Raw genomic sequence first — 26009 nt, forward strand, 5'->3', positions numbered from 1 at the left:
TGGTGCAGATCCGCCATGAGGAGCATGTTCTCCTCGCCGGTGATCAGCCCGTCGACGGCGGAGAACTGCCCGGTGACGCCGATCGCGGCCCGCACGGCCTGCGGGTCGGTGGCCAGGTCGTGGCCGCCGACATGAAGATCACCGGCGTCGGCGGTGATGAGGGTGGAGAGGATCTTCACGGCGGTGGTCTTGCCCGCGCCATTGGGGCCGAGGAGGGAGAAGACCGTGCCCTGCGGCACTGCCAGGTCGATGCCGTCGAGGACCGTCTTGTCCCCGTAGGCCTTGCGCAGCCCCGTGGCCGCGATGGCGAGTGGGGGCGATGTCGTGGTGGTCATGCCGCAGAGCGTGCGGCAGGGCGCATTCAGAGCGGTTTCACGATGGTTTCAGCGTCCGCAGGAGGGGCCGCGGGGGATCCGCAGAGGGCCCGTCCGCATGAAACGAAAAAAGGCAAGGAGAGAACTCGCTCCTTGCCACTCTTAATTTATAGCGCACTGGGGGGCTTGCGGCAAGGCCCCGGTGGTGCCGCACAATCACTCGCCTAAGCCAGGACCTGAGGAAATAGGTGATTCACGAAGTGCGTGCATTGTTGTCGGTCAACGGGTCGTGCGAGGACAGCGCGTTCGACCTTCCCGACACCCTCTCCCCCAAGGCCGACCCGACGCTGATCGACGGCGACGAGCGGCACTTCGCGGCCATCGCGGAGAGCCTCGAGCAGACGATCGCCGAGGTGTCCGACCGCCTCGACACCGAGCGCAGGGCGCCCGGCGGCATCGGCCGTGAGGCCATGGACCGGGACCTGGAGATCCACCGGCTGACCGGCCGGCTGCGCGCCCTGCGCCGCTTCGGACTTGACCTGTGCCTCGGACGCGTCGTCAGCGAGGACAGCCCCGAGCCCGTGTACATAGGACGGCTCGGCCTCACCGACAGCGAGGGCCGCCGTCTGCTGCTCGACTGGCGCTCCCCCGCGGCCGAGCCGTTCTTCGCGGCGACCCACGCCAACCCGATGGGCCTGGCGAGCCGCCGTCGCTACCGCTGGACCCGTGGCCGGATCAGCGACTACTGGGACGAGGTGTTCACCGCCGACGGGCTCGACGGGCACGCCGCGCTCGACGACCAGTCCGCCTTCATCGCGAGCCTCGGCAGCAACCGCTCGGACCGGATGCGGGATGTGCTCTCCACCATCCAGGCCGACCAGGACGCCATCATCCGGGCCGGGTCCCGCGGCGCCCTCGTCGTCGACGGCGGTCCTGGCACGGGCAAGACCGTCGTGGCGCTGCACCGCACCGCCCACCTCCTCTACTCCGACCCCCGTCTCGGTCACCGTCGGGGCGGCGTGCTGTTCGTCGGTCCGCACCAGCCCTACCTGAGGTACGTCGAAGACGTCCTCCCCAGTCTCGGAGAGGAGGGCGTGCAGACCTGCACCGTGCGGGATCTCGTGACCGAGGGGGCGGGAGCCGTGCAGGAAAGCGATCCGGACGCGGCACTTCTGAAGTCGTCCGCCGCCATGGTGAAGGCCATAGAGAAGGCCGTCCGGTTCTACGAGGAGCCGCCCACCAAGGGGATGACGGTCTCGACCGACTGGGCCGACATCTGGCTGAGCGCCGACGACTGGGCCGAGGCGTTCGCAACACCGGGGCCGGGCACTGCGCACAACGAAGCGCGCGAGGAGATCTGGGAGGAGCTGGTCGCGATCTTGCTGGACAAGGCAGACGGCGATGTGCCGATCGACCTGTTCCGAAAGTCGCTGCGGCACGACGAAGAGCTGGTCACGACCCTCAACCGTGCGTGGCCGCTGATCGAGGCGACCGATCTCGTATCGGACTTGTGGTCGGTGCCCGCCTATCTGCGGATGTGCGCTCCCCACCTCGGCCCCGACGACGTCAAGAAGCTGCGCCGCCCGGAGGGCGAGGCCTGGACGGTGTCCGACCTGCCGCTCCTGGACGCGGCACGGCGGCGGCTCGGCGACCCGGAGGCGGCACGGCGGCGGCGTCGGCAGGAGGCCATCCTCGCCGCCCAGCGCGAGAGCATGGCGCAGGTCGTGGACAACCTGATCGTGGCCGCGGCCGACTCCGGCGCGGACGGTGACGACGGCGAAGGCCTGGTGACCATGTTGCGCGGCAAGGACGCACAGGTGAGCCTGGTCGACGAGTCCGAACTGCCCACTGCCGACCCGGACTTGCTGGCGGGACCGTTCGCGCACATCGTGGTGGACGAGGCCCAGGAGCTGACCGACGCGGAGTGGCAGATGCTGCTGCTGCGCTGCCCGTCCCGGAGCTTCACCATTGTCGGCGACCGCGCCCAGGCCAGGCACGGGTTCACGGAGTCGTGGCAGGAACGCCTTGAGCGGATCGGCCTCGACCGGATCGACGTGGCGTCCCTGAGCATCAACTACCGGACGCCGGAAGAAGTGATGAAGGAGGCCGAGCCGGCCATCCGGGCGGCGCTCCCGGACGCCAATGTGCCGACGTCCATCCGCAGCAGCGGAATCCCGGTCACCCACGGCTCCGTGACGGAGCTGCACTCGATCCTGGACACCTGGCTCGCATCGAACGCCGAGGGGATCGCCTGCGTCATCGGCGATCCCACGTTCCGGGCGACGTCCCGCGTCCGCTCGCTGACCCCGAGCCTTTCGAAGGGTCTTGAGTTCGACCTGGTCGTCGTCATCGACCCGGAGTCATTCGGCGAGGGGATCGAGGGAGCGGTCGACCGCTATGTGGCGATGACCCGGGCGACCCAGCAACTCGTCGTACTCACAAGCCGGTAACACCGACGGGCGGTTGACGCAGCGGCGGCAGCGGGGGCTTCAGACCGCTGCCGCCGCTGCCACGGGGGTCAGGACGCATATAGGCCAGGATCTGACCTCTATGACTCTTAGCGTGTTCCTTGACCGACGGAGCGAGAACACCGGAAGGCAGACCATGACTGCAGACGAACTGACCACCCGCGACGTGGACGAGGCGCCCGCCGTCGGCGGTGAGCGTGCCCAATGGCTGGCGGCGCTGGCCAAGCACCGGCATTTTCTGCGCTTCACCACCCGTGACCTCACCGACGAGCAGGCCGGACTGCGGACCACCGTCAGCGAGCTGTGCCTCGGCGGGCTGATCAAGCACGTCGCCGAAGTCGAGCGGGTCTGGGGGGACTTCATCCTCGGCGGCCCGGCGGCGATGCCTGATTACACGGCCATGACCGAGGCCGACCGGGCCCGCCGGGCCGACAGCTTCCGGATGCTGCCCGGCGAGACGCTGGCCGGCGTCCTGGACAACTACGCCGAGGTGGCGCGGCGTACCGACGAGTTGGTCACCACGGTGCCCGATCTGGACACCACATGGCCGCTGCCGAAGGCCCCGTGGACGGAACCCGGTGCGCAGTGGTCGGTCCGCCAGGTGTTGATGCACATCATCAGCGAGACCGCTCAGCACTCCGGTCACGCCGACATCATCCGTGAGTCCCTCGACGGCGCCAAGAGCATGAGCTGACCGCCGGCGAGGCGTGCGACGGTCCGGCGCGGGTGCCGCGCCGGACCGCTTCACATACGTACGGCGATGCCGTGAAAAGACGCTGCCGCTGCGGCAGTTGTCAGCTCGCCGCGAGGTTCGCGAGGAGTTCGGCGGCCGGCTTCGGGCGGACGAGCCACTGCAGGTGACTGCCCTGGAGCGTCCGGACGTCGAAGGGGTTGTCCGGGGTGAGCGTGTCGGCCTCGCGGATCATGCGGTCCTGCATGGCGAGCGGAATGCTGGCATCGTCGGTAAGACGCACGAAGGTCTTGGGCACCTTCCCCCACGTCGCGGCCTGTGCCCGGTCGTCGGCCGCGCCGAAGTCGAGGTTCTCGTCGGGCTGGAAGGTGTTCAGGAACGTGTGGAACTCGTCGTCGGTGAGATCGGCGGCGAAGGCCTGCCGCATCGCGGCCAGCACCCCGGGCTCTGCGGTGCGGAAGTTGATACGGATCAGACCGAGTTCGGCGGGGTTGCCCGCCATCGCCGGAGCGAAGGCAGCGGGGTCCACGTCCGCCATCTCCGGCTCGCCGTAGTAGTCGGTGAGGTCGACGGGGCACCAGGCGGACACGTACACGATCCGGTCGATCAGGTCGGGCCGCGCGTTGGCGGCAGCGGTGATCGTGACGCCGCCCCTGCTGTGGCCGACGAGGATGGTCGGCCCGTTCCGCTTCGCGCGTTCGAGGACGTCGATCACGCGGGCGACGTTGTCGGCGAGGGTGACGCCCTTGATGCTCCCCGGTGCCGCGGCGAGCGCGGCGAGATCCTGGGGAGCCTGGTACGCGGCGGGGAACGTCGCCTCGAACCCGTGCCCCACAAGGTCGACCGCGGCCGACCGGTGCCCGAGCAGGGCGAGTTCGGCCTGCAGCGGTGCGAACGAGAACGAGTTCGCGAAGGCGCCATGAACGAGTACGAATGTCGGAAGATTCTGCATTCCCGCAGCTTCCACCGAAACGATCTTCGAGACAAGGCCCGTCAGGCGTCGAAGCTTTGGCGGGAGGCTTCGATGTGGCCGATGTGCTGGTGGGTCCAGTCGCACATGCGGTGGACCATCTCGCGCAGGGCGAGGCCCGGTTCGGTGAGGGTGTACTCGACCCTCGGCGGCACGGTGGGGTACACGGTCCGCTCGACCAGGCCGTTGCGCTCCATCATCCGCAGGTTCTGGGTGAGCATCTTGTGGCTGATGCCCTCGACGCCCTTGCGCACCTCGCCGAAGCGCAGGGTGCTCTCACCCAGCGCGTCGATGATCAGGAGCGCCCACTTGTTGGCCACGTCCGAGAAGATCTCCCGCGCCAACGAGTCCGCGCGCGTCAGGTCCGCGTCCTCGGGGGAGCCGCTGAACTGCTTGGTCACCATGAGGTTCCTCAGTCACCGAAAAGTGCGTTCTTCCAGGTCAGCGCTCACTCTCCTACAGTTCCCGAGTAACCACAAGAGAGCGCTTCATTACTGGCGCGTCATTACCGAGGAGGCACACACATGGCCATCACCCTGGTGAACCCCGCCGGACTGCCGGAGATCGACGCCTACCGGCAGGTGTCGATCGCGACCGGGTCGAAGCTGGTCTTCATCGCCGGGCAGGTCGCGTGGACCGCCGACGGGGTCACGGTCGGCGAGGGTGACCTCGCCGCCCAGGTCGAGCAGTGCTACCTCAATATCGCCACCGCCCTGACCGAGGTCGGCGCAACCTTCGACGACGTGGCGAAACTGACGGTGTACGTCGTCGACTGGACCCCCGACAAGATGCCGCTGCTCATGGACGGCATGGCCCGGGCAGCCGCGAAGCTGGGGAGCACACCGGCCCCGCCGGGCACGCTGATCGGCGTTGCGGCGCTGGATGTCCCCGACCACCTGGTCGAGGTCGAAGCGACCGCGGTCATCGACTGAGCGGCTCGCTCACGAGGGAAACCGGGCGGGCCCCGGCCGCCGAGCCCGCGGCGACCGGGTCCCTGAGTGGGCGTCAGGCCGTGGGCGCGAAGCCGAACTTGTCGACGGCCTGGTAGTACGTCCAGGCCGTCGCGTTGCAGGAGGCCAACTTCGCTCCGCTGTACGCGGAGCAGACTCTCTTGAGGTCCGCGTAGAAGGCGCTGTCGACGCGCGCCTTGTTGGCGTCGAAGGTGCCCGCCTCCTTGTAGTTGCGGTAGCCGAAGTCATGCCGTGCACATGACATCTGGAAGGGGAAGCCGAAGGGGTTGTCGGGGGACGACGAGCAGTAGTCGGTGGACCAGTTGAAGGCGTAGGCGCTCCAGGCGCCCTGGTTCGCCCGGGCCGCGGCCCACGCGTCGTAGCTGCCGGCGCTGGTCTGGGTCCAGTCGCTGAGTACCTGGCCCTTGTCGGCGGGGACGGCCCCGGCCGGCGCGGCGACCGCCACGCCGAGGGCGAAGACGGCGGCGGTCACGGATGTGGCAAGAAGCTTGCGGCGCACGGGTTCCTCCAGTGGGTACGAGACGCGGACTGGTACGTGCGCCGGCACGGGCGCGCACGCCACATGGCTCATACCCGTTTCTGATCCCCCCTCAGACAACTTGCGTCCGAACGGAGTTCAAGCACAGGATCTCGGCATCGGCCCTGCCGGCGCCGAAAGATTCGCACCGCTCCACCGCTGTCACGTGGCATGCAGACCAACACCGGGAGGCATCGCCTCGTCATTTGGGGCCGCTCCAAGGGCATCGGCGTCAACGCGGACGGCACGAGCGGCAGCGTCACCTACGAGGACGCCCTGGTGCCCACCGATCGGGGCTGGCGCATCAGCCACCGCAAGGTCGCCGCCCGGTGAGTGCCTCTGAAGGGCCGGGGCGTCCCCGGCCCGGCCCGGCCCTTCAGAGGCGATCGAGGTTGCCGGTCAGTCGAACTGGCCGGGCCGGTAGTCGCCGCCGGGCCGCTGGGTGATGACGTTCAGGCGGTTGAAGGCGTTGATGATGGCGATGACCGACACCAAGGCGCCGAGCTGCTCCTCGTCGTAGTGCTTGGCGGCGTTCGCCCACACCTCGTCGGAGACACCTTCGGCCGCGTCGGCGATGCGGGTGCCCTCCTCCGCCAGGGCCAGGGCGGCCCGTTCGGCATCCGTGAACACCGTGGCATCGCGCCAGGCGGCGACCAGATGGAGCCGCGCCGGGGTCTCACCGGCTGCTGTGGCCTCCTTGGTGTGCATGTCGATGCAGAAGCCGCAGCCGTTGATCTGGCTGACACGCAGCAGCACCAGCTCCCCCGTCGCGGCCGGCAGCGTCGACTCGGCGACCGCCTTGCCCGCCGAGACGAGGCCCTGCACGGCCTTGGCCGCCACCGGATTGGTGAGGTGGTCGAGTCGTGTCTGCATGGTGATCTCCCCTTTCGTGCCCGGCCGTTCCGCCCCGTGAACGGAACGGCTGTTCGCGGGACCGCCTTGGTCCCGGTACTACCGACGAGGCGGCTCCGCGGATTGTGAGGCGGCGCGCCGACGTCACATTTCGCGGGGCCGTCTCGTCGTACTGGTGAGCACCAGCACAGCCAAGGGAGCGGCGACACGATGAGGACCCCATCCGCGCCGGGAGACGGCAGGCTCGACCCGGCCCTGAGCACGATCATGAGCGAGCGGCGTCAGCTGACCGGCCTCGCCTACCGGCTCCTGGGCTCGCTGGCCGACGCCGAGGACGTCGTCCAGGAGACGTACACCCGCTGGTACGCGATGTCCCCTCACCAGCGCTCGGTCATCGCATCGCCCGGCGCCTGGCTGACCAAGGTCGCGAGCCGCGTCTGCCTCGATCTGCTCGGCTCGGCACGCGCCCGCCGCGAACGCTATGTGGGCGAATGGATCCCCGAGCCCCTGCCCCACCACACGGACTGGGTCAACGGGCGGCCGGGCGGCACGGCGGCCGACCCCGCCGACCGCGTCACCCTGGCCGAGTCGATCAACATGGCCTTCCTCGTCGTGCTCGAGACCATGACCCCCGCCGAGCGCGTCGCGTTCATCCTCCACGACGTCTTCCAGTACCCCTTCGCCGACGTCGCCGAGATCGTCGGCCGGACGCCCGCCGCATGCCGCCAGCTGGCCACCTCCGCCCGCCGTCGCATCCGCGCCTCCGAGGCACCCACGACGTCGGCTTCCCGGCGGGCCGACATCGTCAGAGACTTCAAGCAGGCCTGGGAAGCCAGAGACATCGCCGCACTCATCAGCCTGCTCGACCCCGACGCCACGGGACTCTCCGACGGCGGCGGTGTGGTCCGGGCCGCACTCGATCCCATCCAGGGCGGCGAACAGCTCGCGCGCTACCTGATCGCCCTCACCGGTGCGACATCGGACCTCGACCGGACGCTCCTGGAGCGCACGGTCAACGGCCAGCCCGGCCTGGTCATCCAGCAGGACGGCATCACCACTGGGGTGATCGCCTTCGACATCACGGGCGACCGGATCAAGCACCTCTGGGCGGTACGGAACCCCGAGAAGCTCCGCCCGTGGAGAAGGGTCTGACGCAGGCCGCCGCGCCGCCCCTGCCTAGAATCCGCACCGGCGATCGCCGCGACGCCACCGAGGAGAAGAGCTGTCGATGACTTTCCGCCTGCACCTGGGGCAGGTTGCCGCGCGCACCCTGGCCGAGTTCCCCGAAGAGGTGGCGCCCGAGATCTATGCCGTCACGTTCCGGATCGACAGCGTCGACCAGGATCCCCGGTTCCCGTATCTGGCGATCGGCTACAACACCGAGACCGAGGTGGCACGGCTGCTCGCCGAGCTGGGTCCCCGCGAGGCGTGGGAGGCCCGCTGGAACTACGCCTACTTCCCGCCGTCGGGCCTCGAAGGCGTACGCATCACCGGCCACGATCCCCAACACGACCCGGCCGGCGCCGAGTTGCACCGCCACGAGGCGATGGAACAAGGCCTTTGGTACGAGGATGACCAGGCCGCAGCGGAAGGCCTCTCCGAGGAGGAGCAGGAGGAGCGTGACGAGCGGCTCGCGGAGGAGTTCAACGCGCTCTGCGTCGACGTGGCCCGCGAGCTCCACGCGGAGGGCCACCTCGTCCGCGCTCTGGGGCGGCCGCTGCCGGTGATCCTCTACGACATGTTCGCCCCTGACGAGATGTTCGCCCTCACCCGGGCCGCCAACCCGCCAGAGCTGGTTGCGGAGTTCCTCAGCGAGGATCCCGAGGGCCAGGCCTGAAGTTCACCTTTCTGCGACCAATTCCCGTACGGGCAGGAACCGCGCCTTCTTGATGTCCGGGCCGTCGGACGTTCCGGGGAGGACCCAATAGCCGTGCTCCTCACGGGGCTTGACGAAGCCCCGGTAGCCGATGAGGAGTTCGGCGGCGCCGTCGCGGTCGAGGTCGGCGGCGGCGACGTCCCAGCCGAAGTTGTCGGCGTCCGCACTGTGCGATGGACGGCTCGGCAGGTCGAGCCGGAGGCGATCCATGGTGAGCGGGGCCGCGTAGCCGCCGTGCGGCCGCGAGAGCAGGATGGTCACGTTGCCCGCCGGTTTGTTGCGGGAGTCCCGGTACACCAGGTCGTCCTGGCCGTCGCCGTTCAGGTCGGCGCGGGCCGGGCCTCCGGTGTAGCCGACGGTCCGCAACGTTCCGGGCGGGTCCTCTCCCCCGGTGTCGTAAGGGGCGGGAAGGCGGCTGGTGCGGGCGCCGGGGCCGTGCGGTCCGCCGTGCAGGATCGTCCCGTCGGCCTGGATGATGTCCGTGAACCGGTCGCCGTCCAGTTGTCCGACGGTGAGCAGCGGCGTGCTCGTCCCGTCGCGGTCCGGCAGCGGCAGAGCGCTCCCCACGCCGGCGGGCAGGGCGGCGACGGCAGGACCTGCGGGCGTACCACGGTAGAAGCGGGTGTCCGTGAGGCCGCGGGGCAGGCGGTCCTCGTCGTACCAGTCGGACACGTCCTGGTCCTCCGCCGGCAGGGGCAGCCCGCCGCGGGTGACCACGTCGTCGCGGCCGTCTCCGTCGAAGTCCCCGGTGACGAAGGCGGACACACCCACGTACCCGCCCTGGGTGGCCTCGACGGCGACGGTCCTGCGGGGTGCGCCGGCGCGGGTGAACGGCCCGTAGAGGATGGTGAGGCAGGCCGACGGGCGCGGCACGTGGAAACCCGCGGGCTCCATGTCGCGGCCCTCCCGCAGCCCGATCAGGTCAAGCGCCCCGTCTCCGTCGAAGTCACCGTCCGACATGAACAGCGGGTCGTCGGCGGGGAGTCGCACATCACGCGGGGTGCCCTTCTTGCCGCCCCAGACGATGCTCTGTCCGGTCCAGTTGTGTTCGCGGTTGCGGAACAGGTTCTGGACGACGAGGTCCGCAAGGCCGTCGCCGTCCAGGTCTCCCATGAGGTGGGCGGCGCTGTTCATGACCAGCGGCCGGGTGCTGGTGGCCGGGTCGAGTCCGGGAAGGCTCAGCGGGACGCCGGCGGCCGGCGCGATGCCTCGCGCCGAGCCGGCCACGAGGGCGCGGTGGTGCAGCCAGCCGCCGCCTTCCTTGGGCCGGTACCAGGCGTTGAGGTGGAGGTCGGGGAAGCCGTCGCCGTTGAAGTCCGCGCGGTTGACCTTCTGTCGCGGAGCTGCCGGTGCGGTGCGCTCCGAGGCGGCGGGCGGCGCGGCGCACTCGGCCGGGGCGACGGCCGGCGCCTTGCCGTCCGACTCGACGGGCGACGTGGGCTGCGGTATGCCCGGGTTGCGGTGCCCGCTGGAGGAACCGGAGAAATGCACGTACGTCACCACGCTCGCGAGAGTCAGCGCAAGGACGACGAGGGCGAGGACGGCGATACGGCGACCGGCCCCGGCCCCGGCCCCGGTCCGAGTCGGCGGCTTGGGACGGATGCCTTGCGGCGAAGGTGTGCTCACAGGCTTGACTGACCGTTCAGCGGCACCAAAGGTTGCATCTCAATCACCCCAATCGCTTCCATCACTGCCATCACTGCCACCCCTGATTCCCCACGCCACGCGTCCGCCTCTGAAAAGATCTGCCTCCAGGGGAAGTTGGCCGAAGACGGGGAGTGTCGATGGAAGCTCTGCAGGCGGGTGACCCGGACCGGGTGGGCGGCTACCGGCTGGTGGGGCGGCTTGGCGCAGGCGGCATGGGGCAGGTCTTCCTCGGCCGTTCCGCGGGCGGCCGCCCGGTGGCGGTCAAGCTGGTCCGCCCGGAGTACGGGACCGACGCGGGGTTCCGTCGCAGCTTCGCCCGGGAGGTGGAGGCGGCCCGGCGGGTGGGCGGCTTCTACACCGCCCAGGTCATCGACGCCGATCCGCACGCGGAGCGCCCCTGGCTCGTCAGCGCCTACGTACCGGGGCCTTCGCTGCAGACGGCGGTCACCGAGCACGGCACGCTGCCGGCCAAGACACTGCGCGTACTGGCGGCGGGACTTGCCGAAGGGCTCGGCGCCGTACACAACTGCGCCCTGGTGCACCGCGACCTGAAACCGGGCAACGTCATCCTGGCCTCCGACGGGCCCCGCGTCATCGACTTCGGGATCGCCCGCGCCCTGGAGGCCACCACACACACGGCGACCGGCGTCATCTCCGGCACGCCCGCCTACATGTCGCCGGAGCAGGCCCGCGGCGACACCGACATCACTCCCGCCAGCGACGTCTTCTCGCTCGGCTCCGTGCTGGCCTTCGCCTCGACCGGCGCCTCTCCCTTCGGCGTCGGGCATCCGGCGGCCGTGCTCTACCGGATCGTCCAGGAGGAGCCCGATCTGTCGCTGGTCGACAACGAGTTGCGCGGTCTTGTGGCCGCCTGCCTGGCCAAGGATCCGGCCGTCCGGCCGGAGATGGCCGACATACTGCGCGCCTTCGCGGGCGCCGACGCGAGCGACGACTGGCTGCCGCAGCGGGTCACCACCTTGATCGGCGACGTAGAGGCCGAGATCGGCAATGACGCCGATGACGGTGATGACTCCGAGGTCGCAGAAGGCGGCTCGATCGAGGACGGCGATCTCGGCGGTCTCGGCGCTCGTGCGAGCCGTGACGGTGCGACCCGCCGCGACACGACCGCCCCGGACTCCCCACCCCGCCGCGGTCTCTCCCGATTCGTGCCGGGCCGTCGGCGGGCGACGGCCGGCACCTCGCCTGCCGTCACGGAGCCCGGCTCGGTCGAATGGGGCTGGAACGGTCTGCCGTGGGGCGCGACGGTCGCCGATTTCCGGGCGCGGTTCTCCGCCGCCACACAGGAGAACGGCGAGTGGTGGGTCACGGGCCAAGGCCCGGAGACGTTCTGCGACGTCGTGATGAACACGCAGTACGGCTTCAACGACCGCGGCAGGCTGTATCTGGTGGTCTTCTACCCCGAGGCCGAGGACCGGGAGAGGCTGCCGGTGGCCGTCCTGACGACGATGGGCGCACCCGACGGCTCGACGACGAAATGGACGAGGGGCAAGGTCGTGGTCGACGTGAAGGTGGCGGGCATAGCCGCCAGCATCACGCATCTCGGCTTCGACGACGCCCGCTGACGGCATCGGCGGGTGGGCCCGACCGGGGGCGTGATGGGCGTGCTCCTTGCGCCGCCGAGCGTCGACGAGGCCGTCGACGGCTATCTGGAAATGGACTTCGTGGAGCCATCGCCGGGAGTCGCCGCTGCGGATCGCGGGCACGTGAGGGGGGCGGGACGGTGGCCGTCCGGATTCCCCGTCTCTACGTCACCCGGTCGGCGACCTGGGTGTCGTACGCCGTCGAGCGCTTCGACAGGGGCAGCTTGCGGTCCGAGGTCCTGGCGCTGAACGAGGCGGACCCGGAGGGCCGGCGCCCCTGACGGCGCCGGGGCCGGGGCCGCTACTTGCCGCGGCGCGGCTTTCCGCGCTTGCCGCCCTTGGCGGCGCCCGAGCCGCCGCGGGAACCCTTGCCGGCCGGCTTGCCCGCCGCGGGCTTGCGGCGGGCCCCGCCGGTGTCGGGGCGCTTGCTCTTGGTCTGCTTGGCCGGGGCCGGCTGCGTACGGCCGCGGGAGCTGTTGACCGTCCGTCCGCGCACGATGCCGATGAAGTCCTCCACCAGATCGGTGGTCTCCTCCTCCGGCCAGGACAGGGCGATGCGTGACTCGGGGGCGCCGGTCAGCGGCCGGTAGGTGAGGTCCTTGCGGTGGTGCAGGCGGGCCAGGGACTGCGGGACGACCAGGACGCCCACGCCGGCCGCGACCAGTTCGACGGCGTCTGCGGTGGTGGCCGGGCGCTCATGGGCGGGCCGTCCCGGCAGCTGCTCCCAGTCGAGGGTGTCGTCGAGGGGGTGCAGCACGATCTCGTCGGCGAGGTCCTCGCAGGACGCCTCTTCGACGGCTGCCACGACGTGGTCCTTGGGGATCACGACCACGGTCGTCTCGGTGTAGAGGGGGATCGCGCTGAGGTCCGTGCGGTCGACGGGCAGACGTACGAAACCGGCGTCGGCGTCAGGGCCGCGCAGCAGGTCGAACGCTTCGGCGGCGGGCACCGCGACGAGGGTCAGCGGGATGTCGGGGAGCCGCTCGTTCCAGATCCGCACCCACTTGGTGGGCGTCACCCCCGGGACGTAAGCGAGCCTGAAGGAAGGGGCTACCTGCGAGTCTGTCACTCCGCCAGATTACCCGGCGTGGTCAGCGGTAGCTCACATGCTCGATACCCTTGACACCATGACGTCGCACCAGACCACCCAGACCATGAAGCCCGCGACCGCGGCGAAGAAGCTGGGTGTGTACCTCGAGGCCACCCCCGCCGAGTTCCAGGAGGGTGTCGTCTCGCGCACCGAGCTGAACTCCCTGCAGACCGATCCGCCCGCGTGGCTGCAGGAGCTGCGCGCCAACGGCCCGCACCCCCGGCCGGTGGTCGCGTCGAAGCTGGGCGTCTCCATCGCCGGTCTCGCGCGCGGCGGGGTCACCGAGGCGCTCACCACGGAGCAGATCGAGGCGCTGAAGACGGAGAACCCGGAGTGGCTGCAGAAGGAGCGCGCCACGCAGGCCGAGGTCCGCAAGGAAACGGTGCGGATCAAGGAGAAGCAGAAGGAGAAGGAAGCGCAGCGGGCCGACCAGTCCCGCGGCCCGCGTTCCTGACTCCTGGCCCAGTGAGGTCAGACGCTCCCGGCGCAGTCAGAGCCTGAAGACGCGCCGGGCGTTGCCGGACAGGAACAGGTCGGTGGCCTCCTCGTCCAGGTCAAGATCGCCCAGGTGCTCAAGCGCCTGGCCGGGCGTGATCATGGGGTAGTTCGAGCCGAACAGCGCCTTCCCGCGGCCCCGACCGCGTACGTAGTCGACGAGTTCGCGCGGGTAGCGGCGTGCGGTGTAGGCGCTGGTGTCGATGTAGACGTTGGCGTGCTTGTCGGCCACGGCGATCATCTCTGCCGTCCACGGGTAGCCGATGTGTCCGCACACGATGGTCAGCTCGGGGAAGTCGATGGCCACCTGGTCGATGTACGGGATGGGGCGACCGGTCTCGGACGGGCGCAGCGGGCCGGTGTGCCCGACCTGGGTGCAGAAGGGGATGCCGAGGTCGACGCAGGCCGCGTACAGCGGGTAGTAGAGCCGGTCGGTGGGCGGGAGCTGCCACAGCCAGGGCACGATCCGCAGGGCCACGAAGCCGAGCTCCCGCACCGCGCGGCGCAGTTCGCGCACCGCCTCGACCGGCCGGGTGAGGTCGGCGCCCGCGACTCCGCGCAGCCGTCCATCGGACTGGGCGACGAAGTCCGCCACCTCATCGTTGCTGATCAGCGGCCCCTGAGGGCCGTACCAGGCTGCCGCGAGCCCGATCTCGACGTCGGCGGCGGCCAGCGCGGCGACCGTGGTCTTGACCGGCAGTGGTTCCTCGAGGAGCCCCTGCCCCGTCCACCGGCGCAGCGACTCGAACATCTCGTGGTTGGAGTGGCGGAGCGTGGGGTGCTGCATCCACGCGTCGATGACCGGCACGGGCTGCCTGCCTCTCTCTCGTGACGCGGCCTGCCGTCCTGCGGGGAGGCGCTAAGCGTCCGCTTAGGGGAGACCTTAGTCCCACGGCCCGCCGGACAGCCACCCTCGGAAACCGCATTCCCCCTGGCCCGCTCCGAAGCCACCCCCACCGATCTGCCGAACCAAGGCCCCTGCAATTCTGATCCCGTGGCCCTCACCTCCTCCGCCCCGGAACCCATCACCGCCGATCCGCCCTCCTGCACCGTGAACCCGCTGCTCACGCAGTCGTGGTTGGATCTGGCGTTTCTGCACTGGGCCGTGGATCCGGCCGACGTGGCGCCGCTGCTGCCCGCCGGGACCGTGCCCGATGTGCACGAAGGGGTCACCTATGTGGGGCTCGTCGCGTTTCGGATGCACCGGGTCGGCTGGTTCCGGCTCCCCGGCATTCCGTACCTGGGCACGTTCCCCGAGACGAATGTGCGGCTGTACTCGGTGGACGGCCACGGCCGCCGCGGCGTCGTCTTCCGTTCCCTCGACGCCTCGCGGCTGATACCGGTGGCGGTTGCGCGCGGCGCCTTCCGGCTGCCCTACCAGTGGTCCCGGATGAGCATCCGGCACAGCGGCGACATCGTCACGTACACGAGCAGCAGGCGCTGGCCCGGTCCGCGCGGCGCGCAGAGCCGGATCGCGGTGCGGGTGGGCGAACGGGTGGCGGAACCCACCGAGTTCGAGCATTTCCTGACGGCGCGGTGGGGCATGCACAACACCTTCTTCGGGCGGCAGATGTTCCTGCCGAACGTGCACCCTCGCTGGCCGCTGCACCGCGCTGAACTCCTTGCCTGCGACGAGGACTTGGTCGTCGCCGCGGGGCTTCCCCGGCCGGTGGGCGACCCGGTGAGCGTGCTCTATTCGCCGGGCGTCCCGGTGCGCTTCGGACGTCCCGCACGCCCCGGCGGCATCCCCACTCCCTGACCGGCCGGAAGCCTCGACCCGGCCCGTCCTATGCTGAGCGAATGATCGAACTGCCGCTTTCCGCACTGGAAGTTGCCATGGTCGAGGCCGGCACGTCGGCCGCCGACGCGCTGCGCAACTGCGACGGTGCCGCCCAGGAACTCGACCGTCTCGGCTACCACCGGCTGTGGTTCGCCGAGCATCACCGCTCCCCCGCCATCGGCGCCTTCCCGCCGCCGATCATGACGGCACGCATCGCCGCCACGACGTCGCGCCTGCGGGTCGGCTCGGGCGGCGTACTCGCCCCCAATCACGCGCCCTTCACCGTGGCCGAGCAGTTCGCGACGCTGGCCGCGCTGCATCCCGACCGGATCGACCTCGGGATCGGGCGCGGCCCCGGGACCTTCGACGAGGGGACGGCGCGTGCGCTGCGCCGCGGGGCGGATCCGGCCACGGACGAGGAGTACGGCCGCGATGTCGCCGCGACGCTGGAGTTCCTCACCGAGGTCGGCCTCGGCGAGCTGCCCGAGCCCTGGTTGCTGGCATCGAGCCGCGCGGGGGCGGCACTTGCCGCCGAACTGGGCCTGCCGGTCGCGTTCGCCCACCACATCCGCCCGGAGAACACCGTCGAGGCGCTCGCGCACTACCGGGAGGCGTTCCGGCCCTCCGCCTGGTGCGAGAAGCCGCGCGTCCTGGTGTGCGTGGAGGTCGTGTGCGCGGACACCCAGGAGCGGGCCGAGGAGCTGACGCGCCCCATGGCCGTGGTGAAGGCGGGCCTGCTCCAGGGGCACAGCGATGTGCCCTTCCCCAGTCCGGCGACCGCGGCGGCGCACCGGTTCGACGCCCGGGAGGAGACGGCGCTGGCCGCGTTCGCCTCCCACCAGGCCCATGGGACACCGGAGTTGGTCGAGAAGCGCCTGACGCGGCTCGCGGAGACCACCGGGGCCGACGAGCTGATGCTGGTGACGCCCGTCTACGACCTCGCCGATCGCGTCCGGTCCTTCCAGTTGGTACGCGAACTGGTCACTCCGCTTGGTACGTGAGCCGGTCAGACGGAGCTGCGGGCCTCTTCGTGGTCCGGCTCCGGTATCGGATCCTTCTTCTTTCCGGCGGCAGGCAAGGTGATCAGGAGCACGGCTGCTCCGAGGAGTGCGATGACCGCGATCCAGCCCGCGCCGACGTGCATGGCATGGATAAACGCGTCATCAGCGGCCTGAGCAAGAGCGGGCCGGTCGACAGTGGTGGCGACGTGGCGGGCCTGTTCGGCGGAGACTCGCGCCTGGTCCTGCACCGGACCGGGTGCGCCCTCCAGCGAAGGTTCGATCGCACGTCGGTACATGATCGACATGATCGTGCCGCCCACTGCGATTCCGATCACGCTGCCGGTCTGTCGCACGGTGTTGGTGACGGCCGATCCCGCACCGGCCTGTTCCAACGGAAGGTCGCCGATCAATGCGGCCGTGACGGGGCCGATCACCATGCCGACCGAGAGGCCCTGTATCAACAACAGGATCTCGATCCAGACGAGTGGAGTTTGGAGTCCGAGAAACCCGTACCCGCCCATGGTCAGCGCAGCCACGGTCAGCGCCGGCACGGCGACAAGGCGTAGCGGCAGGCGGCGAACCAGGCGCGAGGCAAGAGGCGCCCCTATGAGCGCGCCGAATGCGGTCGGGATATTGGCCAAACCCGCCTTCATCGGTGAAAATCCGAGCGCGCCTTGCAGGTAAAACGCGTTATAGAAGGTGATGGCGGCCACCCCGAAGAGCAGCAATCCGAGCGCCAAATTTCCGCCACCGAATGTGCGTTGCGCGAACAGGCGCGGATCAAAGCTGGGCACCTTGACACGCAGTTCGACGAGTACGAAAACGGCCAGCAGAACGAGACCGACAACGATCGGCGCCCAGACGTCGGTACGACTCCACACCGTCACCTGCCCCGCCCGGATCAGCCCGTAGGCCAACGCCACGAGCCCACTGATCGACAGCAACATTCCAGCGGGGTCCAGTGGCCGCGGAGTGGGGCTGCGGAAATTCGGAACCAGCACGGCGAGCCCGACCAACGCCAATGCCGCGACCGGGACATTGATGAGAAATACCGAGCCCCACCAGAAATGATCGAGCAGGAACCCCGCAAGGACCGGGCCGGCAGCCATTCCGACACCGGCCGACGTCGAGAATATGCCGATCGCGGCGGCCCGCGCGGGGCCGGTAAAGGTCCACATGAGGATGGCCATCATGGCGGGCGTGATCAGCGCGCTGCCCACACCCATCGCGGCTCGAGCCGCAATCAGCTGGCCCGTATCGCTTGCGTACGCCGCCCACAGCGAGGACCCGGCGAAGATCACCATCCCACTGGAAAACACAGTCCGGTGACCGAACCGATCGCCCAATGCGCCTGCAGTAAACATCAATGTGGCGAAGGCCAGAGTGTACGAACCGGTCGCCCATTGCAGCTGACCGGGATTGGCCCCCAGTCCACGGACCGGGTCTGCGAGGGTCTCAAGCGTAGTACTCAGGACGGTATTCTCTAGCCAAATAAGCAGCGAACACAGCATAAGAACGGCAAGAATCAATTGCTGCCTGGACTTCGGCAACGTTGGAGGGGCGGTCATGAACACCTTCGGATGTCGATCGGCGGGAAACTGAACGACTGGACGATAAGCAAACTCCACGACGCCGTCAAGCTCAGAATTTCTCGCCAATACCGTTGCGAAGGAACGGACCATATGCCCTCTGCCAGATTTGCGGACTGAACAATTTTGTGCCCCTGGCGGATTTGCGAGTTGAAGGATTTCATGTCCCGGAGGGTTGTGACTGAGGGTTGCGACCGAGCGGATTTCATGCCCTCCACTGATATGGCTCAGAGCGGCTTCGGCGCCGGGTCCATTGCCAAGGCGACGGCTTGGTCGACGCTGAGCTGGGTGCCGCGGGTGAAGGCCTTGTCGTAGTCCTCCGGTCCCAGTTCCTTGCGGCTGAGGGTGCGGGCGGCATCGTGCGGAGCGTTGAAGTGTGCCGAGCCGAAGAGGGGAAGACCGACCCTCCGCCAGATGCGGTGAGCCGCCCCTTGAAGCACGGCGGCGTGGTCGCTGTGGCCGCCGGACGCGTGGAGCAGGGCGATGAATTCGATGGGCAGGACCACTCCGACCAGGTCGTGGAATTCGTAGTTGATCGAAAGGCTCTCCCGCGCCAGCTCCGCGGCCTCGTCGCTCTGCCCCCGAGACCACGCCGCAAAAGAGAGCACATACAGCACATACGCCTTGCCCCAGCGCTCGCCATGCACATCGCAGATGTGGCGGGCTTGTTCGCAGACTTCGACGGCGCGCTCAAGGTCGCCCTGGAACGCGAATGCCATGGCCAGCTCGATCCGGGCCATCAATACGTTGCTGTTGAGTTCCCCCAGGGCCGCGTATCGGTCGAGGGCGGCTTCGAAGTACTTCTGTGCCACCCCGTGTTCATCACGGATCAGCGCGGCACAGCCGAGCCGGTGGGTGGCGTACGCGTATGCGGCGTCGTCGTCGATACGCAGTGCCTGGGCTCGGCAGTCTTCCAGCATGGCCACGGCCACCGCCGAGTCGCCCTGGAGAATGGCCACGTATCCGGTGACCCAGAGGGCCTTGAGCCGATCGGGAGTGCGGCGGGAGGCAGTCGCGAGGGCTCTGTCCAGCCAGTACCGGCCGTCGCCCAGCAGCCCGCAGCCGACCCAGTAGAACCAGAGCGTCCCGGCAAGCCGCAGCCCTGCCTCTTCCTGGCCGGGCGTGGACAAGGCGGAGTCGAGCGCCGTGAAGAGGTGGGTGTGCTCGCGCCGGGCGGCGTGGAAGACGGCGGCCTGGCCGGGGCCGAACCAAGCCCGCTCGCCCTGCTCGGCGAACTCCTGGCACCAGGCGAGATACCTGCTCTGCTGCGCTTGCTCCTCGCCGAGGCGCCGCAGCCATTCGCCGCCGTACGCCCGCACGGTGTCGAGCTGGCGAAAGCGCTCGCCGTCCGGCCACTTGTCGCGCACGAGCAGAGACTTGGTGACGAGCCCGGCGAGCAGATCAGCGATCTCCGGTTCGCCCAGAGGCGAGTGACCGCACACCCGCTGGGCGGCGTCGAGGGAGAAGTCACCGGCGAACACGGAGAGCCGGGCCCACAGCAACCGCTCGTGCGGCCGGCACAGTTCGTGGCTCCAGCCGATGGCCGTACGGAGCGTGCTGTGCCGGTTCGCGCCACCGGACGTGGACGTCTGCGGATCTGCCTCCGTGGCCTCCTCGACGAGGACCTGGAAGCGGTCTTCCAAACGACTGCCCACCGTGTCGAGCCGCTCGGTCCGCAGGCGTCCTGCCGCGAGCTCGATCGCGAGCGGGATTCCGTCAAGGCGTGCACAGATCCGCTCCACTTCTGGCCGGTTGCTGTCGGTGAGTTCAAAACCAGGACACGCCTCGCGAGCGCGCTGCGCGAAGAGCACCGCCGCCTCGTCGACGACCGGCATCGGCTCGACCAGGAACTGCTGCGCGTCCTGAAGGGGAAAGGGCTGCCGACTGGTGGCGAGGACGTGCAGACGGGGGGCGGCGCGCAGCAGCAGTACGGCAAGGTCCGCGCAGGCTTCAACGAGGTGCTCGCAGGTGTCGAGGACGAGCAACAGGCGTTTGTCCTCCAGGTGATCGGTCAGTGCCTCCTCCTGGGACCGTGTCGTGTGGTCGGTGACACCGATCGCCGCGGCAACCGCGTGCACCAACAACTCGCCGTGCCGCAGCCCTGAAAGGTCGATGAAGCACACCCCGTCGTCGAACTCGTTCGCCGCTTCTGTGGCCGAGCGCACGGCGATACGGGTCTTGCCGACCCCGCCGGTCCCCGTCAGGGTTACCAGCCGGGAACGGGTTCGGGCCTTGCGCAGCACAGACAGCTCATGCCGGCGGCCGATGAAGCTCGTCTCCTCCACAGGCAGATTGCCGAACACCAGCACCTCACATCAGGGGATATGCGCCGAATCCTCGGCAGAGAACCTACGCGTGCAGACGGACTGGATGCCGGGGCCCCGGGGAGGATGAAAGATTTCCGACGGCCCCTGGCGACTATGCGCTTGGCTGTCTCCGTAATCGCATGCTTTCGGGATGCTCAAAGATCACGGCGCCTGGGACGACTCAGGCCGGCGACAACTTCCCTCCCTGGAGGAACAGTTGAAGGGTTGACGGGAGCCTGACAATCAGTATGGTCTAGGCCAATGAGTCGACCGAGGCGCCCGGTTGTCTCCGTCCCCCTCATCCCCCCACCTCCGAGGGAGCAGAGATGAACAAGAAGCAGAAGCTGGCGGCCGCCCTTGGCGCTGCCTTCGCGCCCGTAATCGTGCTGGCCTCCGTCACCCCGGCCGGCGCTCACGGATATGTCAACGCGCCTCCGAGCCGGCAGGCCCAGTGCGCGGCCGGCACGGTGAGCTGCGGCGAGATCACCCACGAGCCGCAGAGCGTCGAAGGCCCCAAGGGGCAGACGACCTGCAGCGGCGGCAATGCGCGGTTCGCCGAGCTGGACGACGACGGCAAGGGCTGGCAGACCACCGACGTCGGCTCGTCCCAGGAGTTCAGCTGGAAGCTGACGGCGGCTCACGCCACCAGCACCTGGCAGTACTTCGTCGGCGGCAACAAGATCGCCGAGGTCGACGACGGCGGCGCCAAGCCGGGCGCCACCGTCACCCACACCGTCGACTTCGGCGGGCTCAGCGGCAAGCAGAAGGTGCTCGCGGTGTGGAACATCGCCGACACCTCCAACGCCTTCTACGCCTGCATCGATGTGAACATCACGGGCTGAGGAGGCCGATCCGCGCGGGGTGGTTCCCCCACACCATCCCGCGCGGTCCGCCGGGCCGGCGCAGCCCCAACCGTCACCGATGGCTTTGATGATGCCGATGACTTCGAGGCGCGGCGGGAGTCCCACCTTCGACCACATCCCGTAACCGGTTGAGAAGGTGGACGCATGGCTGATCTGCGCGAAACGCTGGAAGCGCACGTCGACAAGGGCTCCGTGCCCGGGGCGGTGGGCCTGGTGGCCCGCGGTGACCGCATCGACGTGGCGGCCGTCGGGTCCGTCGACGTCGAGGGCAGCGCCCCGATGGCCAGGGACTCCATCTTCCGTATCGCCTCGATCACCAAACCCGTCGTCGCCGCGGCCGTCATGATGCTGGTCGAGGACGGGCGGATCGCGCTGGACGACCCGGTCGCCCGGTGGCTGCCCGAGCTGGCGTCACCGAGCGTCGTCCGCACGCCGGCCTCGCCGGTGGACGACGTGGTCCCCGCGGTGCGGCCCATCACCGTCTTCCATCTGCTGAGCTCCCGCACCGGTTACGGCTTCGCCTCCGACTTCTCGCTGCCCGCGGTCGCCGCGCTGGCCACCGCGCTGAAGCAGGGCCCTCCCGCGCCGCAGGCCGTGCCGGCGCCCGACGACTGGATGGCCGCCCTGGGGCGGATCCCGCTGCTGCACCAGCCGGGCGACGGCTGGCTGTACAACCTCAGCTCCGAACTGCAGGGCGTGCTCATCTCCCGGGTCACGGGCCGACCGCTGCCCGACTTCCTCGCCGAGCGGATCTTCGAACCGCTCGGGATGACCGACACCGCCTTCGCCGTGCCGCCCGCCAAGCTCGACCGGTTCACCGCCTACTACGGTGCCGCCCCCGAGGGAGGCCTCACCCTCCTCGACGCCGCCGACGGGCAGTGGAGCCGGCCGCCCGCGTTTCCCTCCGGCGCCGGCGGCCTGGTCTCCACCGCCGACGACTGGCTCGCGTTCGGCCGGATGCTGCTGGCCCAGGGGGCGGCAGGCTCCCGCCAGTTGCTCTCCCCCGCGTCGGTACGGCAGATGACGACCAATCAGCTGACCGTGGCCGAGCGGAAAGCCGGCGGTCTGTTCCTCGAAGGCATGGGCTGGGGCTTCGGCGCCGCGGTCGACGTCGAGCGGGCCGAGCCGTGGAGCGTGCCGGGGCGCTATGGCTGGGTCGGCGGCACCGGCACGACCGCGCACATCATCCCGGCCACCGGCACGGTCACCATCATGCTCAGCCAGCTGCAGATGGGCGGGCCGAGCTTCCCCGAGCTGATGCGGGACTTCTGGCGGTACGCGGCGGAGGTGTGACGGGCCGGCCCCTCCGGGTACGCCCGGTGGGAGATCGCCCGCTTCTCGAGTCGAAGCACCGCAGTCGTCAGGACAGCGGGCAGCCGGTCAGCAAGGTGGTCGGGTCCGCTCCGGTGGGGCGCGGGATCGTGTGGCTTGGTGGTGGGGCGTGGCCGGTGCGGAGCCAGTGTTCGGTGGCGGTGAACGCCGAGCGGTGGCAGGGCACCAGCGGGCGGAGTCTGTCCGGGAACGTGTCGTACAGCGAGTCGGTGTGTGTGCCGCCCTCGATGCGGTAGGAGCGGAACAGGTCGCCGCGGCCCGCGTCATGGACCATGCGGGCGTACACGTCCGCGTCGCGGCTGACGGGCAGCAGCACGTCGAGGGTGCCCTGCACCGTGATCAGCGGTTTTCCGATCCTGCCGGTCAACGCGACCCGCTGCACGGCTCGGTGGACCTCCGCCGGACGTGACGCGTAGTCGTAGTCCGCGTCGCAGGCGGGCGTGCCGGGTGCGCAGTAGGGAGTGCCTGCCTCCGTGGAGCCGTCGAAGTCGGGGTCGAACTCCTCGCGGTACACACGCTGGGTCAAGTCCCAGTACGAGCGGTGGTGGTAGGGCCACAGGAACTCCGAGCCCGCGGGGAAGCCCGCCGCGAGCAGCTGCCGGTGGGCGCGGGCGGCACCCGCGCCGCCTGCCGCGTAGGTGGGGTACGCGGCCAGGGCGGTCGGCAGGAACGTCAGCAGGTTCGGTCCGTCCGCGCGCCAGAGGGTGCCTTCCCAGTCCACGCCGGCGTCATAGAGCTCGGGATGGTTCTCCAGCTGCCAGCGCACCAGATAGCCGCCGTTGGAGATGCCCGTGGCCAGGGTGCGGGTGGGCTGCCTGCCGTAGCGCTGGGCGACCACCGTGCGGGTGGCCTTGGCGAGTTGGGTGACGCGCCGGTTCCATTCGGCGACGGCGTCGCCCGGCCGCCGGCCGTCGCGGTAGAAGTGGGGTCCGGTGTTGCCCTTGTCGGTGGCGGCGTAGGCGTACCCGCGGGCCAGCACCCAGTCGCCGATGGCCCGGTCGTTGGCGTACTGGGCCCGGTTGCCCGGGGTACCGGCGATCACCAGGCCGCCGTTCCACCGGTCGGGCAGCCGGATGACGAACTGGGCGTCGTGGTTCCAGCCGTGGTGGGTGTTGGTGGTGGAGGTGTCGGGGAAGTGGCCGTCGATCTGGATGCCCGGCACACCGGCGGGCGTGGACAGGTCCTTGGGGGTCAGGCCCGCCCAGTCGGCCGGGTCGGTATGACCCGAGCCGACCGTTCCGGCGGTGGTCAACTCATCGAGGCAGGCGGCCTGTTGGCGCGCGGCGCCCGGCACGACCAGGTGGCCGATGCGGGCGCAGCTCCCCTCCGCTGCCGCGGTTGGGACGGCCACGCTCGGGGTGGCCGTGAGCGCAAGGAGCAGGGCCGCTCCGGTGGCGACGCGGCGCAGCGGGCGGAGGCGGAGGCGGAGGCGGAGGCGGCGTGAACTGCCCTCTCCAGGTGGTGTGTTGGCGTGGGCTCCATGGGGGCGCATGCGGATGTCTGTCTCCGTGTACGGGAACGGAAGGGGACGAGCGGGTGCGACGACCTGCCGGACGCGGATGGCCGGTGGTCAGCCATAGAGCCCGAAGAACTCGGTGATCCAGTGGCTGGAGCAGATCGAGGCGATGAAGTGGGCGGTCCCGGTGGCGCCGCACTGCTGGGCGGCTGTGCCGGGTTCCACGGGTGTGCCGTGGCCGATGTTCGGCACCCGGTCGACCTCGACCGCGACACTGCCGTCGGGGGCCAGGTACTGCTCCCGTCGCGTGCCGTTCGGCCCGATGGTGGACGTACGGTCCGGGCTCTGCCCCAGGCCGTGCACGGCGGTCCACTGATCGCGCAGGGCGTCCGCGTTCTTCGGTACGACGGTGGCGTCCCGGTCGCCGTGCCAGATGGCCACCCTCGGCCAGGGACCGGTGTGGCCGGGGGCGGCGTCCGTCACGTTCTTCGCCCAGGCCGCGGGGGTCCGGTTCACTCCCGGGTTCATACAGGTGTACGCGGAGACGACGTCGGTGGCGCAACGGTAGGGCAGCCCGGCGACCACCGCCCCGGCCCGGAAGACGTCCGGGTAGGTGGCGAGCATGGCCGCGGTCATCGCACCGCCCGCCGAGAGGCCCGTCGCGTACGTCCGGGCGGGATCGCCACCGTAGGAGGATCCGGCCTTGGCGACCATCTGCCGGATCGACGCGACCTCGCCCTGACCGCGCTGTGTGTCCCCGGTCTGGAACCAGTTGAAGCACTTGTTGATGTTGTTCGACGACGTCGTCTCGGCGAAGACCAGCAGGAACCCGTACTGATCGGCGAACTTGGTCAGCCCCGAGTTGTCGGCATAGATCTGGGCGCTCTGCGTGCAGCCGTGCAGGGCCACCACGACCGCCGGTTGGGCGGGCAGCGACTGCGGCCGGTACACGTACATGTTCAGGGCGCCCGGGTTGGCCCCGAAGTCGGTCACGCGCTCCAGGGCGACCGTCGCGCGGGCCTGGGGCGCCGGGGCGAACAGGGAAGCCCCCGCGGCGAGCGCGAGAGCGGCGGCGGGCAGGCCGATCCTGCGCAGCCGACGTCTCAGCGGTGCCGCGCGACGGGGCAACAGGGCTGTCGGGGTGGGGGGTTGGGCGATGCCGTCCGGCATGGAAGCCTCCTAAGGGCAGCCGAGGTGCCGGTCACCCTAAGAGGCGGTCCAGTCGCCGCGACATGGCGGCGGACGCCACAACCACCGTCCACGCAAGGGGCGTTCGCCCTGTTGCGCAAGCACAAGCGGCAGGCCGGGTGAAGTCGTGAGCGTCTTCCTTGACTACTGTGCGACCGTGCTGACACTGAAGACGGAATCCGATGCCGAACTTGCGGTGGCGGCGGCCCAAGCCGGAGCCGCTGTCGTGCGCACCATGTACGGGGATTCACTGCCCCGGTTCGAGAAGACGGCCGGCGACTTCGCGACGGCCGCGGACCTCGCGGCGGAGAAGGCCATCTGCGACGTCCTCAGTACGGCCAGGCCCGATGATGCCATCACCGGCGAGGAGGGCGGTCAGCAGGGCGCGGGCGACGCGGCGCGCCGATGGCTGGTCGATCCCCTGTGCGGCACGCTCAACTACGCCGCGCACACCATGCTGGTCGCGGTGAACGTCGCCCTGCGCGTAGGAACGGACATCACGGCCGCCGCGTCAGCCGATCCGTTCACCGAAGAGGTGTTCTGGACCGACGGGGAACGCGCCTGCCTGCACCGCGGTGGCGTGGACGAGGAACTCGCGCCCTCCCCCGATTCACGCCTCGTGGACGTCAACCTGGACCCGCCGTTCCCGAACGCCCCTGCCTTCCGGGCGGTTCGGCTGCTCGCCGACCCGGCCTTCGTCCAGGGGTTCCGGCCCCGTGTCGTCTCCACCACTCTGGCGGTGGCCTGGGTCGCGGCCGGCCGCCGGGCCGCCTACATCACCGACGGACATCTCCGCGACAGCGTGCACTTCTCCGCAGGCATCGCCCTGTGCCGAGCCGCCGGCTGCACGGTGACCGGCATCGACGGCCAACCGCTGCACACGGGCGCGGGCGGCCTGATCGTGGCAGCCGACCGGCAGACCCATGCCCAGCTCCTGGACATGATCGGCCGTCAGGAGCCGTCGGCGCGCTAGCTCGTCGCCCGTTGACCGTTGCCCGTTGC

At 69.8% G+C, this 26009-nt stretch carries 25 protein-coding genes and 1 pseudogene; 14 read left to right on the plus strand and 12 right to left on the minus strand.

The annotated features are described in order from the left end of the window. Positions 1 to 335 (minus strand): ATP-binding cassette domain-containing protein (locus AB0G47_RS39355; RefSeq protein WP_360780414.1); only part of this gene is annotated, 335 nt, incomplete at its 3' end. A 239-nt stretch (positions 336 to 574) separates the two neighbouring features. On the opposite strand from AB0G47_RS39355, the gene helR reads away from it, so the two are divergent. Next, positions 575 to 2764 carry an RNA polymerase recycling motor ATPase HelR gene (gene helR, locus AB0G47_RS39360; RefSeq protein ID WP_360780417.1) on the plus strand — a complete coding sequence of 730 codons (2190 nt, stop codon included), beginning with the start codon at positions 575 to 577 and terminating at the stop codon, positions 2762 to 2764. Positions 2765 to 2918: 154 nt separating this feature from the next. After that, the gene (locus tag AB0G47_RS39365) at positions 2919 to 3476 is read left to right on the plus strand and encodes a DinB family protein (protein ID WP_360780420.1); all 558 of its coding nucleotides are present in this window, start codon (positions 2919 to 2921) and stop codon (positions 3474 to 3476) included. Between the two features lie 100 nt (positions 3477 to 3576). Here the strand turns inward: AB0G47_RS39365 and AB0G47_RS39370 are convergent, their stop codons facing one another. Together AB0G47_RS39370 and AB0G47_RS39375 are read right to left on the minus strand one after the other, a co-directional pair. Beyond that, the gene (locus AB0G47_RS39370; RefSeq protein ID WP_360780422.1) at positions 3577 to 4425 is read right to left on the minus strand and encodes an alpha/beta fold hydrolase; all 849 of its coding nucleotides are present in this window, start codon (positions 4423 to 4425) and stop codon (positions 3577 to 3579) included. Between the two features lie 41 nt (positions 4426 to 4466). Then, positions 4467 to 4847 carry a helix-turn-helix domain-containing protein gene (locus AB0G47_RS39375; RefSeq protein ID WP_360780425.1) on the minus strand — a complete coding sequence of 127 codons (381 nt, stop codon included), beginning with the start codon at positions 4845 to 4847 and terminating at the stop codon, positions 4467 to 4469. Between the two features lie 120 nt (positions 4848 to 4967). Between AB0G47_RS39375 and AB0G47_RS39380 the strand changes: the two genes are divergently transcribed. Further along, positions 4968 to 5375, plus strand: a complete 408-nt coding sequence (locus AB0G47_RS39380; RefSeq protein ID WP_360780428.1) for a RidA family protein — start codon at positions 4968 to 4970, stop codon at positions 5373 to 5375. Between the two features lie 73 nt (positions 5376 to 5448). Here AB0G47_RS39380 and AB0G47_RS39385 read toward each other — a convergent pair whose 3' ends face one another. Further along, the gene (locus AB0G47_RS39385; RefSeq protein ID WP_360780599.1) at positions 5449 to 5886 is read right to left on the minus strand and encodes a phospholipase; all 438 of its coding nucleotides are present in this window, start codon (positions 5884 to 5886) and stop codon (positions 5449 to 5451) included. A 216-nt stretch (positions 5887 to 6102) separates the two neighbouring features. Between AB0G47_RS39385 and AB0G47_RS39390 the strand changes: the two genes are divergently transcribed. After that, entirely contained in the window at positions 6103 to 6264 is a 162-nt protein-coding gene (locus AB0G47_RS39390; protein WP_360780431.1) for a hypothetical protein, read from the plus strand. A 66-nt stretch (positions 6265 to 6330) separates the two neighbouring features. Here the strand turns inward: AB0G47_RS39390 and AB0G47_RS39395 are convergent, their stop codons facing one another. Further along, the gene (locus AB0G47_RS39395; protein WP_360780434.1) at positions 6331 to 6804 is read right to left on the minus strand and encodes a carboxymuconolactone decarboxylase family protein; all 474 of its coding nucleotides are present in this window, start codon (positions 6802 to 6804) and stop codon (positions 6331 to 6333) included. 189 nt (positions 6805 to 6993) lie between these two features. Here AB0G47_RS39395 and sigJ point away from each other — a divergent pair, with 189 nt between their 5' ends. Further along, positions 6994 to 7935: an RNA polymerase sigma factor SigJ gene (gene sigJ / locus AB0G47_RS39400; RefSeq protein ID WP_360780436.1), complete on the plus strand. Its 942-nt coding sequence runs from the start codon at positions 6994 to 6996 to the stop codon at positions 7933 to 7935. A gap of 76 nt (positions 7936 to 8011) precedes the next feature. Beyond that, positions 8012 to 8620: a hypothetical protein gene (locus AB0G47_RS39405; protein ID WP_360780439.1), complete on the plus strand. Its 609-nt coding sequence runs from the start codon at positions 8012 to 8014 to the stop codon at positions 8618 to 8620. A 3-nt stretch (positions 8621 to 8623) separates the two neighbouring features. Here the strand turns inward: AB0G47_RS39405 and AB0G47_RS39410 are convergent, their stop codons facing one another. Further along, positions 8624 to 10285 (minus strand): VCBS repeat-containing protein, encoded by a 1662-nt coding sequence (locus AB0G47_RS39410; protein WP_360780442.1) that lies wholly within the window; start codon positions 10283 to 10285, stop codon positions 8624 to 8626. Between the two features lie 158 nt (positions 10286 to 10443). On the opposite strand from AB0G47_RS39410, the gene AB0G47_RS39415 reads away from it, so the two are divergent. Continuing rightward, a complete protein-coding gene (locus AB0G47_RS39415) occupies positions 10444 to 11889 on the plus strand; it encodes a serine/threonine-protein kinase (protein WP_360780445.1) in 1446 nt (481 codons plus the stop codon). Between the two features lie 158 nt (positions 11890 to 12047). Next, entirely contained in the window at positions 12048 to 12188 is a 141-nt protein-coding gene (locus AB0G47_RS39420) for a hypothetical protein (RefSeq protein ID WP_360780447.1), read from the plus strand. Positions 12189 to 12208: 20 nt separating this feature from the next. On the opposite strand, the gene AB0G47_RS39425 is transcribed toward AB0G47_RS39420, so the two are convergent. Further along, complete coding sequence (locus AB0G47_RS39425; protein WP_360780450.1) at positions 12209 to 12976, minus strand: LysR substrate-binding domain-containing protein; 768 nt, start codon at positions 12974 to 12976, stop codon at positions 12209 to 12211. A gap of 58 nt (positions 12977 to 13034) precedes the next feature. Here AB0G47_RS39425 and AB0G47_RS39430 point away from each other — a divergent pair, with 58 nt between their 5' ends. Beyond that, positions 13035 to 13451: a DUF5997 family protein gene (locus AB0G47_RS39430; protein ID WP_360780452.1), complete on the plus strand. Its 417-nt coding sequence runs from the start codon at positions 13035 to 13037 to the stop codon at positions 13449 to 13451. Positions 13452 to 13487: 36 nt separating this feature from the next. Here the strand turns inward: AB0G47_RS39430 and AB0G47_RS39435 are convergent, their stop codons facing one another. Continuing rightward, a complete protein-coding gene (locus AB0G47_RS39435) occupies positions 13488 to 14300 on the minus strand; it encodes an amidohydrolase family protein (protein WP_360780455.1) in 813 nt (270 codons plus the stop codon). 186 nt (positions 14301 to 14486) lie between these two features. Here AB0G47_RS39435 and AB0G47_RS39440 point away from each other — a divergent pair, with 186 nt between their 5' ends. Then, positions 14487 to 15251, plus strand: a complete 765-nt coding sequence (locus AB0G47_RS39440; protein WP_266873480.1) for a DUF2071 domain-containing protein — start codon at positions 14487 to 14489, stop codon at positions 15249 to 15251. Positions 15252 to 15292: 41 nt separating this feature from the next. Next, positions 15293 to 16273, plus strand: a complete 981-nt coding sequence (locus AB0G47_RS39445) for an LLM class flavin-dependent oxidoreductase (RefSeq protein WP_360780457.1) — start codon at positions 15293 to 15295, stop codon at positions 16271 to 16273. Positions 16274 to 16278: 5 nt separating this feature from the next. Here the strand turns inward: AB0G47_RS39445 and AB0G47_RS39450 are convergent, their stop codons facing one another. Together AB0G47_RS39450 and AB0G47_RS39455 are read right to left on the minus strand one after the other, a co-directional pair. Then, on the minus strand, positions 16279 to 17841 hold the full coding sequence (locus AB0G47_RS39450; protein WP_360780460.1) for an MFS transporter: 1563 nt from the start codon (positions 17839 to 17841) through the stop codon (positions 16279 to 16281). A 248-nt stretch (positions 17842 to 18089) separates the two neighbouring features. Further along, entirely contained in the window at positions 18090 to 20165 is a 2076-nt protein-coding gene (locus AB0G47_RS39455) for an AAA family ATPase (protein ID WP_360780463.1), read from the minus strand. 329 nt (positions 20166 to 20494) lie between these two features. Here AB0G47_RS39455 and AB0G47_RS39460 point away from each other — a divergent pair, with 329 nt between their 5' ends. Next, positions 20495 to 21010, plus strand: coding sequence for a lytic polysaccharide monooxygenase auxiliary activity family 9 protein (locus tag AB0G47_RS39460; RefSeq protein WP_360780467.1), 516 nt, complete (start codon positions 20495 to 20497; stop codon positions 21008 to 21010). 165 nt (positions 21011 to 21175) lie between these two features. Further along, complete coding sequence (locus AB0G47_RS39465) at positions 21176 to 22324, plus strand: serine hydrolase domain-containing protein (protein ID WP_360780469.1); 1149 nt, start codon at positions 21176 to 21178, stop codon at positions 22322 to 22324. Between the two features lie 67 nt (positions 22325 to 22391). Here AB0G47_RS39465 and AB0G47_RS39470 read toward each other — a convergent pair whose 3' ends face one another. Together AB0G47_RS39470 and AB0G47_RS39475 are read right to left on the minus strand one after the other, a co-directional pair. After that, entirely contained in the window at positions 22392 to 23855 is a 1464-nt protein-coding gene (locus AB0G47_RS39470; RefSeq protein ID WP_360780472.1) for a 3-hydroxybutyrate oligomer hydrolase family protein, read from the minus strand. Positions 23856 to 23936: 81 nt separating this feature from the next. Next, positions 23937 to 24914 (minus strand): annotated as a pseudogene (locus AB0G47_RS39475) (PHB depolymerase family esterase); the annotation flags it as partial. 250 nt (positions 24915 to 25164) lie between these two features. Here AB0G47_RS39475 and AB0G47_RS39480 point away from each other — a divergent pair. Continuing rightward, positions 25165 to 25980: an inositol monophosphatase family protein gene (locus tag AB0G47_RS39480; protein WP_360780475.1), complete on the plus strand. Its 816-nt coding sequence runs from the start codon at positions 25165 to 25167 to the stop codon at positions 25978 to 25980. Positions 25981 to 26009: the final 29 nt, after the last annotated feature.

It is taken from the genome of Streptomyces sp. NPDC021622, from assembly GCF_040640795.1.
Classification (GTDB): domain Bacteria; phylum Actinomycetota; class Actinomycetes; order Streptomycetales; family Streptomycetaceae; genus Streptomyces.